At 42.4% G+C, this 12408-nt stretch carries 10 protein-coding genes, 1 other RNA gene and 1 pseudogene; 4 read left to right on the top strand and 8 right to left on the bottom strand.

What is annotated here, in order from left to right:
- Positions 1-79: 79 nt before the first annotated feature.
- The 3 genes from pieR (at position 80) to BN1609_RS00050 (ending at position 3526) form a co-directional block, all read left to right on the top strand.
- A complete protein-coding gene (pieR, locus tag BN1609_RS00060) occupies positions 80-769 on the top strand; it encodes a two component system response regulator PieR (RefSeq protein WP_088809047.1) in 690 nt (229 codons plus the stop codon).
- Positions 766-2202, top strand: coding sequence for a two component system sensor histidine kinase PieS (gene pieS, locus BN1609_RS00055; RefSeq protein WP_088815298.1), 1437 nt, complete (start codon positions 766-768; stop codon positions 2200-2202). Before pieR ends, pieS begins: the two co-directional genes overlap by 4 nt.
- Positions 2203-2299: 97 nt before the next feature.
- Positions 2300-3526: a Fic family protein gene (locus tag BN1609_RS00050; RefSeq protein WP_088840374.1), complete on the top strand. Its 1227-nt coding sequence runs from the start codon at positions 2300-2302 to the stop codon at positions 3524-3526.
- A gap of 76 nt (positions 3527-3602) precedes the next feature.
- Here BN1609_RS00050 and BN1609_RS00045 read toward each other — a convergent pair whose 3' ends face one another.
- The 7 genes from BN1609_RS00045 to BN1609_RS00015 all read right to left on the bottom strand — a co-directional run bounded on the left by BN1609_RS00045 (position 3603) and on the right by BN1609_RS00015 (position 11486).
- A complete protein-coding gene (locus tag BN1609_RS00045; protein ID WP_088809050.1) occupies positions 3603-5996 on the bottom strand; it encodes an ATP-dependent RecD-like DNA helicase in 2394 nt (797 codons plus the stop codon).
- A 28-nt stretch (positions 5997-6024) separates the two neighbouring features.
- Positions 6025-6693, bottom strand: coding sequence for a tetratricopeptide repeat protein (locus BN1609_RS00040; protein WP_088815301.1), 669 nt, complete (start codon positions 6691-6693; stop codon positions 6025-6027).
- Between the two features lie 13 nt (positions 6694-6706).
- A complete protein-coding gene (locus tag BN1609_RS00035) occupies positions 6707-7435 on the bottom strand; it encodes an alpha/beta hydrolase (RefSeq protein ID WP_088809052.1) in 729 nt (242 codons plus the stop codon).
- Positions 7436-7556: 121 nt separating this feature from the next.
- Positions 7557-8675, bottom strand: a complete 1119-nt coding sequence (gene mnmA, locus BN1609_RS00030; protein WP_117584599.1) for a tRNA 2-thiouridine(34) synthase MnmA — start codon at positions 8673-8675, stop codon at positions 7557-7559.
- Complete coding sequence (locus BN1609_RS00025; protein ID WP_088825156.1) at positions 8672-9835, bottom strand: cysteine desulfurase family protein; 1164 nt, start codon at positions 9833-9835, stop codon at positions 8672-8674. Before BN1609_RS00025 ends, mnmA begins: the two co-directional genes overlap by 4 nt.
- Positions 9836-9950: 115 nt before the next feature.
- Positions 9951-10140: non-coding RNA, 6S RNA (gene ssrS / locus BN1609_RS00020), on the bottom strand.
- 53 nt (positions 10141-10193) lie between these two features.
- The gene (locus tag BN1609_RS00015; protein ID WP_088809054.1) at positions 10194-11486 is read right to left on the bottom strand and encodes a replication-associated recombination protein A; all 1293 of its coding nucleotides are present in this window, start codon (positions 11484-11486) and stop codon (positions 10194-10196) included.
- Between the two features lie 123 nt (positions 11487-11609).
- On the opposite strand from BN1609_RS00015, the gene cymR reads away from it, so the two are divergent.
- Complete coding sequence (gene cymR / locus BN1609_RS00010) at positions 11610-12032, top strand: cysteine metabolism transcriptional regulator CymR (protein WP_088809055.1); 423 nt, start codon at positions 11610-11612, stop codon at positions 12030-12032.
- A 101-nt stretch (positions 12033-12133) separates the two neighbouring features.
- Here the strand turns inward: cymR and BN1609_RS00005 are convergent.
- A pseudogene (locus BN1609_RS00005) lies at positions 12134-12408 on the bottom strand (SA1320 family protein); the annotation flags it as partial.

Below are 12408 nucleotides of genomic sequence, written 5' to 3'. Positions count from 1 at the left end.
ACAAACTTTTAAACTTTCTGTAAATGCTTGCTAAATTCACTTTTTTGGGCTAATTTTATTGTATGAGGAGTGGATTCAAGTGAGACTATTAATGATTGAAGATAACGAAAGTGTCTGCCAGATGATTGAAATGTTTTTTATGAAAGAAAATATTGAAGCAACTTTTAAACATGACGGCAAACTGGGCTATGAAACTTTTTTAAAAGAAGATTTTGATATGATTATTATCGACCTCATGCTGCCTAGTATGGACGGCATGACGATATGTAAGAAAATCCGCGAAACGAGCGATGTGCCGATTATTATTTTAACTGCGAAAGAATCAGAATCCGACCAAGTTTTAGGGCTTGAAATTGGCGCCGATGATTATGTGACCAAGCCGTTTAGTCCGCTCACATTAATGGCGCGAATTAAAGCTGTTGCTCGGCGTGGCCATTCTGGGCCTGGTTCCGCAAGTGAAAATGCCTCCATTTTACAGACAACTTATTTTAAAATTAGCAAAACGACACGGGAAGTCTTTTACGGCGACAAACTTTTAGAATCGCTTACACCAAAAGAGTTCGATTTGCTTTATTTCTTAATGCAACACCCGCGTCAAGTCTTCTCAAGAGAACAGCTTTTAGAACGCGTTTGGGGCTACCAATTTTATGGCGATGAACGGACGGTCGATGTGCACATTAAACGTCTTCGTCAAAAAATTGCGACGGAAAACCACCCTTTCCTCCATACTGTGTGGGGTGTCGGGTATAAATTCGATGAAACGGAATGATAAACGTGAAATTTAAATATATGTATCAATTGTTTTTAACGCAATTTGTCATTCTCCTTATTGCTTGTTTAATGATTGGCTTGTCCGTTTCACACTTTTTAAAAGACTATTTTTTTGAGGAACAAGTGGGTGTTTTATCGAAATACGGGGATACGATTTCAAATGATATTAAATACGCACCGGGAAATCAGACGGTATCTGTATTAAATTCCTATCAGCGGATTTTAGATGTGAATAATATTCACTATACGATTATGAACAACGACAACCAAACCATTTATCCAGACACTAGTCGACCTCTTCCACCAGATTTCAAAATTTCAGACGCGGACATGGAAAAACTGAAAAAAGGTGAAACCGTCACGATAAAAGTGGACAATCGTTTTAATCAAGAAATGTCTGTTGTCTATGTGCCGATTATGAACGGCGACACCTATCTTGGTGCGGTGATTTTAAATGCGCCGATTAGCGGAACGGAGAAAGTAATTGGCACGATTAACCAGTACATGTTTTATACGATTCTCATTTCGATTGCGGTCGCTTTAATTTTAAGCTTGCTCATGTCAAAATTTCAGGTGAATCGAATTAACAAATTGCGTGATGCAACGAAGCGTGTCACGCGTGGTGATTACGAGACGCGGCTTAAGGAAAACTCGTTTGATGAAATCGGCGAACTAGCTCACGATTTTAATAAGATGACAGAAAACTTGGCAGAATCGCGCGAGGAAATTGAACGGCAAGAACGGCGCAGGCAGCAATTCATTGCGGACGTTTCTCATGAAATGCGCACGCCACTAACAACCATCAGTGGACTTACGGAAGGTCTTGTCAATGATATTATTCCGCTGAGCGAAACAAATCGTGCGGTTCAGTTGATTGATACGGAGGCAAAACGGCTCACGAAACTTGTCAATGAAAACTTGGATTATGAACGCATTCAAGCGAATAAAATCGTTTTATACCAAACAAAATTCGGTGTTCATTCCTTTTTCGATTTGCTTAGTGAACAGTTAGAGCCTTTAGCCAGTAAGAAAAATGACAAACTGGTGGTCGAAGCTCCGCTCGATTTAGAGGTCTATGCGGATTACGACCGGCTGACGCAAATTGTGATGAACATTGTGAAAAATAGCATTCAGTTTACGGAAAATGGTACCATCACACTTCGCGGCTTCCAAGATTATAAGGAAACGATTTTGCAAATCCAAGATACGGGGATTGGTATGAATACAGACGAACTCGAGCAAATTTGGGAACGATTTTATAAGGCGGATATTTCACGGACGAATACGGCATTCGGGGAATCTGGCATTGGGCTTTCGATTGTGAAGCAACTTGTGGAGAATCACGGCGGTACTGTTGAAGCAGAAAGTTCGCCAGGTGCCGGAGCGACATTTACGATTCGATTGCCGTTTTATCGAGATAATGATGTTTAGAAAACAGCTTTTTCTACGGAAAAAGCTGTTTTATTATATTTTATAATTGCTCTATTCGGTTATAAGTGCTAATATTAACAAAAAGGAGCTGTTTCTATTGGATAAATATTACCCTTTAAAAAATATACGTTATATGGAAAATGAAAAAGCTCAATTAGAGGAATTTCAAAGGCGTATTTCCAGCTTTTCAACCTATACAACCGGAATAGAAATCAAACCAATGGATAATGGTAAACCGATGTCGCATCAGGAAGCGCTTTTTATTGTGAATATTCCTGAGTTAGCTAAAATAAATGAAGAAGTAATCGAAAATAGCAAAGCCATACAACTTTTAATAAAAGATATGCCTCCTATTTCTGTAAGGAAATTCATGGAGAATATATTAATTAATGAATTGCAAAGCACTAATGAAGTTGAAGGCGTTCATAGTTCTAAAAAAGAGCTCGCTGAAATTTTGGCAGATATTGAAAAAGGAAATAAAATAAGTCACAAAAGATTCTTTGGTCTCGTTCAGTTGTATAATCGCATAGAAGAGGATGAAAAAATAACGAAAGTGGAGGATTTTAGGAGCATCTATGATAAACTTGTCGCAAATGAGGTCAAGAAAGATGACCAGCCTGATGGGGATATGTTTAGAAAAGAAATTGTTTTCGTTAAAGATGGCATGAAGGTACGGCATACTGGTGTGACTCCAGAATATGAAATCTTTTTACATCTTGCTAAACTATTACAACTGAATGAAAATGACATGCCCGATTTATACAAATATCTCATTGGACACTACCTTTTTGAATATATTCACCCATTTTATGATGGAAATGGTAGGCTGGGTAGATATATACTATGTAAGAACTTGCAGAAAAAGTTAGGGCCACATAGTGCATTCACCTTTTCATATATGATTAACCGAAATCGCTCTGACTATTACCAAGCTTTTGAGGAAGCTTCTTCATTTATGAATAAAGGTGAAATGACCTTTTTCGTGCTTGCCATGTTAAAATTAATTCGAAAAGGGCAAATGTCTATTTTGACTGATTTACAAGAAAAAAATGCTTTACTCTACTCCATGCTAGAACAATTAAAAACAGTCACTAGCGATGCGTTAGAGTATGAATTATTAGAATTTCTTACACAAAGCTATCTTTTCCAGTCGCAATACAATCAAATTACAGCACCTGAATTAGAAGCATTGTTAAAAATTGGTAGAAGAAAGTTAAACGCTCAATTTGAGAAACTTGAGCAACAAAATATCATTACTAAAATTAAAAAGAATCCTGTTATCTACACATTAAATAAAAATTTCGTTGACACACTTTTTACGTAATAAGCTTTAAATAAAAAAAGCATACATCCAGTAAAATCCATTTTTAAATGGCATGATTACTGAATGTATGCTTTTTTCATGCTGACATAAACGTATATGGCGTCACATCGTCCATTCCAATCATTGGATCAATTTCTGCCATATTCTCTTCCGTAAGCCGCTTCACGCTGCTCACAAGTTCAAGCGCCTCGTCAGATGTTAATCGTTCCAAAAGCGTCGTTTGTCGCTCTGTTTCATCCGTTCGCTCAATCCCCATTCGAAATGCGTCTTCCTCGCCGCATAAAATAAGAAATTGCTTGCTTCGCGTCACGCCCGTGTAAAGCAAATCGCGCCTAAGCATGCGGTAATAGCTGCGCACAACTGGCATAATCACAATTGGGAATTCGCTCCCCTGGGCTTTATGAATCGAGCAGCAGTACGCGTGCGTCAATTGATTGAATTCTTGGCGATAATACGTCACTTCCGTTTGATCAAACTGTACGACAATCATATCTTGATTTTCCGTATTTTCCTTTGCGTACATAATCGAAACCACTTCACCAATATCGCCGTTAAACACATTTTTTTCGGGCTGGTTGACCAGTTGAAGCACTTTGTCGTGCACACGGTACTTTATATCCCCGAAAGTCAGTTCCTTTCTTTTCCCCGTATCGTTAGGGTTGAAAATCTCTTGCAAGTTTTTATTTAGCACATTTATACCCGCAGGCCCTCTGTACATGGGGGCTAAAACTTGGATGTCCTTCGCGCGAAACCCTTTTGATTTTGCGTTTTGCACAACCTGTTCCACGACGTCAGCGATTTGGTTGACGTGGCAATGGAAAAACGAGCGATCCTTGCGATTTTTTGCGAAGTCTTGCGGCAAGAAGCCTTCCCGAATATCATGCGCCATTTCGATTATCGAAGAGCCGTCCTCTTGACGATAAATATCCGTTAATTCCACTGTAGGAATCACTTTCGATTCTAAAATGTCTTTTAACACTTGCCCCGGCCCAACAGATGGCAACTGATCTTTATCGCCAACTAAAATGACTTGAATGTGACTAGGAAGCGCGCGGAACAATTGGTTCGCAAGCCAAATATCCACCATCGACATCTCGTCGACAATTAAGAGCCGCCCATCAATTAAGCGCTCCGAATCATCGTCCATCTGCTCCTGCCCATTCATGCCGAGCAAGCGGTGAATCGTCATCGCCGGGAGACCAGTTGACTCGCTCATTCGTTTCGCTGCCCGTCCAGTTGGTGCCGCGAGCAAAATCGGAAATTTGTTCCCATCTTTGTACGCATGCGGATCAAGACTTACGCCGTTTAATTCGCTGTAAAGCTCCACAATGCCCTTAATAACCGTCGTCTTACCTGTTCCCGGTCCACCCGTCAAAACGAGCATGGGCGACTCGAGCGCCGTTTGAAGCGCCTCTTTTTGCGATTCCCCGTAGGACACATTGATGCGCTCCTCCAAATCGCCTAGCGCAAGCAAAAATTCCGACTCTGGAAATTGTTCCGCATATTCAGACTGGCCCATAAGCCGTTTGACATGGTGCGCCAAACCATTTTCAGCAAAATATAAAGACGGCATATAAACGCGCGAATTTTCAATAATGATTTTATCGCTATCACTTAAGTATTCAATTTCGCGCTCCACGTTTTCCTCGTGAATCGGTACCGGGTCGCTTTCTTCAAGCAAACTTTGCGCCGCACGAATTAAGTCCGCACGTTCCAAATATACGTCACCATTTCGAATTGATTCCGTATCAATTACGTACAATAAACCCGCGCGAATTCGTTCCGGATGTTCCCCGCCAAGACCAAGTTTTCTCCCCAAATCGTCTGCCCGCTGGAAACCAATCCCTTTTACGTCTTCAATCAACTTATACGGACTTTGTTCCAAAATAGTTAACGCATTCTCTTTATACACTTGAAAAATTTTCATCGAAAGTTGCGGACCAAAACCATATTCATTTAAGCCTATCATAACATGCTCTAAGCCTTGATTTTCCCGCAGCGTCGCAATCAGCGTATCCGCCGTATTTTTAGGAAGTTTTGGCACATCAGAAAGCCTATCTGGATCCGCCATCATAATCGAAATCGCGTCTTCCCCGAGCACCTCGACAATGTTTTCCGCCGTTTTCTTCCCAACACCTTTAAACAGCTCGCCTGATAAATATTGAACGATGCCCGCTTTCGTCTGCGGCATCTCTTTTCGAAATTTTTCCGCCTTAAATTGCTCCCCAAACTTCGCATGTTCCGTGATTTTCCCGTAAAACATGTACACTTCCTGCTCATGCAGTTTCGGGAAAACACCCGTCACAATAATATCCTTTTCATCCCAAGTCGTATTCGTTTCCTTCACAAGCAAGCGCACAACCGAAAATAAATTGTCCGGGTTATGAAAAATCGTCGACAGCACCGTGCCCTTCATAAACCACTCTTCATTTTCTGGTTGAAAAAGCGCAAGCGATTCCTGTGTCGCCATATTTTTCACCCCACTTCTGTTTAAACGCCTATTCCGCGTTTTCCTCCAAATCCGATATTGCGACAAGCGCGTTTTGAGCCAGCACATGATTGGCATCAGCGGCTACCGCACGCTCAAAATAATTTTTGGCGATGACAATATCGCCTTGCCAAGCCAAATACACCGCCCCCAAATTGTAGAGCGCATCCGCATCGTCAGGTTTTAGCGCCAGCACACGCTCCAATTGAATTTCCGCTTCTTCGTAAAGCCCTTCCTTAGCAAGCGCAATCCCGTACTGGAAAACACTTTCCGCGTCTTTCGGATTCAACTCCGTACTGCGAAGCAAATAAGCAAGTGCAAGCGAATTTTGGTCGGCATTTACAAAACTAATTCCGAGCATGAAAAACACATCCGCATTTTCCATGCCTTGGCTGATGGCATTTTCAAAAGCCTGAATCGCTTCCCCGTAACGTTCCAACTCAAAGTATAGCGTCCCTAAACTATAATACGCCGCAGGAACTGTTGCATCTAAATCAGTAGCACGTTTAAAAAACAATTCCGCCCGCTCAAAATCATCCATCGAAAGGAGTACATTACCAAAATTAATATAGCCAACCGGATCAGTCGGGTGCTCCTCAATGACCTCCGTAAACATTTGAACAGCCTCTTCCAATTTCCCTTGCTGCATAAACTCAATACCTTGCTGATTTTTATCCATTTTATATCTCCTTCTAGTTCACAGAATTTTGAAGCCAATTCGTAATCGCTTCTGCTGTTTCAGCCGTCTGCTTTGCCGCAGAAATGCTCGCATCATGGTCTCCACTTTGTTTCCCGTATGAACCAAACTGCGCATGATTTCCGCCGTTTATGTTAAGAAAAGTCGCTTCATTTGATAAGTACTTTTTATTTTCCTCAAACTTTTTAAAGTTCAAAACGCCATCATTAGAAGCCGTTATCGATAAAACAGGCAAACCGCTTTGTTTTAAAGAACCTTTTTTATCTGGATAACTCGCCAAGAAAAATACGCCGCGTAAATCAGACGCATGCTCATGGGCAAACCTAGCCGCCATCACGCCGCCAAGTGAATGACCACCAATTACAAACTGTTCATCGGCATTTTCATTCATAATCGCCTCCGCCTTATTTTTTCCAAATACCGCGAGGTCTAAAGGCATTTCAACGACATACGTTTTATATCCAGAATCGGCAAGCTCTTTCGCAAGCGGCGCATAACTAAGTGCATTCACAAAAGCGCCTGGATACAAAATCACGCTTGTTTTCGCCTGTTCCTTTTTCGGTTCAAAAATGAGCGTATTGTTTTCCTCAAACACATTAACGGCCTGGGTAGGATTAGCCGCCTCTTCAGCCACTTCATTTGGCGCTGTATTAAAATAAAAATAGCCCCATATGGCGAGAAGCACGACAATGACCACACTTGAAAAACCAATTATCTTTTTCATAATCACCCTCATTTCATACGTTCGCTTCATATTTTACCATATTTTCGCCAAAAAATAACGAGATGCACATAAAAAACAGGAAAGCCGCTTAACTTGCAACTTTCCCGTTCAAAATTCTATTTTAGCCAACATAATCCAATTGTTCGTCCGCTTTCCAAACCGTATCAATCGTGGCGCCGCCTATACATTCTTCACCGTCATAGAAAACGACCGCTTGCCCCGGCGTAATCGCCCGAACTGGTTCATCAAATACCACTTCAGCTGTTCCGTCCGCACGTAAATGTACCGTTACACCAGAATCCACTTGACGATAGCGGAATTTCGCCGTACACGTAAAATGCTGTTCTTTCGGTTTGTTGGAAGTAAAAGAAACGTCCGTTGCGATTAATGAATTCGAGTATAAACTTTCGTGATGAAAACCTTGTTCAACGAAAAGGACATTTTCCGATAAGTCTTTCCCCACTACAAACCAAGCTTCACCGTCACCACCAATACCTAAACCGTGACGCTGACCAATCGTATAATACATCAAGCCATCATGTTTTCCCATCTTTTTCCCAGCGAGCGTCTTCATCTCACCCGGCTTTGCAGGCAAATACTCGCTCAAAAACTGCTTGAAATTACGTTCACCAATAAAACAAATCCCCGTGGAATCCTTTTTATTCGCCGTCGCAAGACCTGCTTTTTGCGCAATTTCACGTACTTCGCTTTTCTCCATTTCACCAAGCGGAAACATCACATGTGACAACTGTTCTTGTGATAATTGGTTCAAAAAGTAAGTTTGATCTTTATTATTATCCACGCCGCGCAGCAACTTCACTTCGCCGTCCTCGCGACTAATCCGCGCGTAATGTCCCGTCGCCACAAAATCCGCACCAAGACTTTCCGCATGTTCTAAAAACGCCTTGAATTTGATTTCCTTGTTGCACATCACATCCGGGTTTGGTGTTCTACCGAGCTTGTATTCCTCTAAGAAATACGTAAACACCTTATCCCAATATTCCTTCTCAAAATTAACCGCGTAATACGGGATACCAATTTGATTCGCGACGCGAATGACATCTTCAAAATCTTCCGTTGCCGTGCAGACACCAAATTCATCCGTATCATCCCAGTTTTTCATAAAAATACCAATGACGTCATATCCTTGTTTTTTCAGCAAATACGCTGTTACCGAAGAGTCAACACCGCCTGACATCCCCACCACAACACGTATATCTTTGTTTTCTTTTTTCGTCACGCCTTTTGCTCCTTCCGTTTAGCTAAGCGGTTTACAACATCCGTTATCTTGCTCGCTGCAAGCACCACTTCTTCATATGTGTTCCCAAGGCCAAAACTGATTCGTACCGTCTCCGTTACACCTGGATGATTCTCGCCAAAAATCGCAACGAGCACATGTGACGGGTCCACTGTTCCCGCCGTACAAGCTGAACCACTCGACACCGCAACACCTGCCATATCAAGGTTCATCAAGAGCTGCTCCACCTGCACACCGTGAAAACGCACGCTTAAAATATGTGGTAAACTTGTTCCCGCTGAACCATTCACTTCAAAAGCCAGTTCATTTTGGGAGAAAATTTCAACCATAGTCGACTTGAATTCCTCGTATTCTGCTACTTTTTCCGTCCGGTTTGCCGCCATTAATTCGCTTGCCTTCGCAAAGCCCGCAATGCCAGCCAAATTCTCCGTCCCAGAACGGCGCGCGCGTTCCTGTTCGCCCCCGTGAAATGGAAATTCAACCACTGTACCTTGTTTGACGTAGAGGAAGCCGACACCGCGTGGCCCGTTAATTTTATGTGCAGAAGCCGAGAGTAAATCCACGCCAAGGGCACTCACATCAATTGGAACAAGCCCAAACGCCTGAACCGCGTCCGTATGAAACACCGCCTGATGCTCTTTAAGCAGTTCCGCAATTTCCGCAATCGGCTGAATGGCACCCATTTCATTATTACCATACATAATCGTCACTAAAATTGTATCCTCACGCAGCGCCGCCTGAACATCAGCTACGCGCACAAGACCATCTTCCCCCACCGGTAAATAGGTCACCGAAAAACCAAGACTTTCGAGATAAACGCATGATTTTAAGACCGCATGGTGTTCAATTTGCGACGTAATAATATGTTTGCCCCGCTCTTTTGAAGCAAGCGCCGTTCCAATGACAGCCGTATTATCGCTTTCCGTTCCACCACTCGTAAAAATGATTTCTCGCTCACTCGCACCAATTTGATTCGCAATTTTCGCGCGCGACTCATCAAGCGTTTTGCGTGCAGAACGCCCCGCATAGTGAACACTCGACGGATTCCCGTAATCATTTGTCAAAACACCGAGCATCGCCTGAACGACTTCAGGGTGAACCGGGCTCGTTGCCGCATGGTCTAGATAAATTTTATTTTCCATAGCGTATCTCTTCCTTTTTTCGGCATAACGCCTTTAATCGATTCCTATTGTAACAACTATTTCTAGCGAAAGCAACCTGACTTCCTTACAAATAGTTAGTGTCTAAAAAGCAAAAAGAAACCCCAATCGTACCGTTTGGAGTCCCTCCCTTTGAACCTGCTTAAAAACAGGTGGGTGCTCTGTCAGGCGGTTTGCAAGTCCTCGTGTGAAGGCATTTGCGCCGCGTCTGAACACCGAGCTCCCAAGGTAATCATAATTGTTCGGTTCAAAAATATATGGCACTGTAACGAATACATTAGGGTTTCTTTTATTATCCTTAGAATAGCATATTCCAAGCAAATTTTCAATTTTAGCGGCTTTAGTTTTTATTTTTACCACTTTTTTTATTCGCATTAATATTGTCATAAACGGCCGCAAAAGCCTGTTCAAATTTTGAATTTTTCTTCGGCTCATAATACTGTTTATTTTTAAGTGCATTCGGCAAATATTGTTGATCCACCCAAGCATTCTCATAATTATGCGGATACTTATAATCAATCGCGCGACCAAGTTTCATAGCACCTGAATAATGTCCATCACGCAAATGATCAGGCACCTCACCGCTCACGCCTTTTCGAATATCTGAAAGCGCCGCATCAATCGCCGTAATAGCTGAATTTGATTTAGGTGATAAACATAGCTCAATAACTGCATTCGCAAGTGGAATACGCGCTTCTGGAAAACCAACCTTTTCAGCTGTTTGAATCGCCGCGAGCGTCCTCGCACAAGCAGCTGGATTCGCCAACCCCACATCTTCATAGGCCATCACAAGAAGTCGTCTTGAAATGCTCACCAAATCTCCCGCTTCAATTAAACGCCCCATGTAATGAAGTGCCGCATTCACATCGCTTCCGCGCACCGACTTTTGAAACGCACTAAGCACATCATAATGCGCATCACCATCTTTATCATGGGCTAAACTTTTTCTTTGTAAACACTCTTCTGCAATCTCAAGCGTCACATAAATTTTTCCTGCATCATTCGGTTCTGATGAGACGACGGCAAGTTCAAGCGCATTTAACGCGCTCCTAACATCTCCACCACTTGCTGTCGCAAAATGCGTCTTCGCATCCGCCGCAAGTTCAACGTCATAATTTCCAAGACCACGTTCCGCATCAGTCAATGCCCTATCTATTGTCTTTTCAATATCGGCTACTGAAAGCGGCTTTAGTTCAAAAATTTGCGTTCTACTGCGAATGGCGGGGTTGATGGCGATATATGGATTGCTCGTTGTCGCCCCAACCAAAATGATTGCGCCACTCTCTAAATGCGGCAAGAGAAAATCTTGTTTCGCTTTATCCAAACGATGCACTTCATCTAGGAGTAAAATCACGGTACCGCTCATTTTCGCTTCTGCTGCCACAACTTCCATGTCTTTTTTATTATTCGTCACCGCGTTTAGCGTCCGAAAAGCATATTTCGTGCTTCCTGCTATCGCGCTTGCAATAGACGTCTTGCCAATGCCCGGCGGCCCGTATAAAATCATCGACGACAGCTGCTTCGCTTTAACCATTCGATATATAATTTTATCTTTTCCTACCAAATGACTTTGTCCTACGATTTCGTCTAAATTTCGCGGTCGCATTCGGTATGCTAAAGGTTGAATCGCCATATACTCTCTTCCTCCTTGAGTTCTGTTTACATTATACCATATGTAGTGACTTCGTTGCGTGCTGTCGGAACTTCCGCTATAATGAATCTATATAAAGTCTAGCGGAATAGTGGAGGTTTAAGCATGAAAATTACAACGAAGGGGCGCTATGGTTTGACAATCGCCCTTGAACTTGCACGTCAAATGGGTACAGGACCAACATCACTACGCAGCATTGCGGAGAAGAAAAATCTATCAGAACATTATTTAGAGCAATTAGTCGGCCCACTTCGAAATGCCGGCATTGTCAAAAGCATTCGCGGCGCACACGGCGGCTATATTTTAAACGCAGAGCCTAGCGAAATTACTGCTGGAGATGTGATTCGTACGCTTGAAGGGCCGATTGTTTTAGTGGAAAGTATGGAAGACGAAGAAGCTGCACAACGCGAACTTTGGACGATTATGCGCGATGCTGTTCGAAATGTTTTAGATAACACCACTTTGGCCGATTTACTTGCCAACGAAAATAAAGATGAACCGCAAGATGGGTATATGTTTTACATTTAAAATTCACCATCATCCTTTTGTCTAAAAAAACAGGCTACTGATTAAATATCAAAATAGCCTGTTTTTTTGCTTGGCATTCCTCTTGTTCTACTTCGCTACTTCTATACGTCGATGCTCCCGCGTTTTAGTTGGGCGATCAATGTGCCTAAATTGGCCACCACTTTATCCGCCTGTTTGTCCAGTGCGAGAACCGCCGCCGCTTTGTTATCACTTAACTGATACTTAATATCTTCAAACACCATCTTGGAGCTTTCGTAAATATTAACCGATGCTTTGTTCAGGACGATGACATTTTGAAACTGTGTCCCCTCAAAAAGAGCCGTATCAATATAAGGGCGGTACGCTTTCAGTACATCGTTTAAGCCACCACCACGTA

The organism is Listeria sp. ILCC797, assembly GCF_900186185.1.
GTDB lineage: Bacteria > Bacillota > Bacilli > Lactobacillales > Listeriaceae > Listeria > Listeria goaensis.
This window is presented reverse-complemented; position numbering and strand designations above follow the sequence as displayed.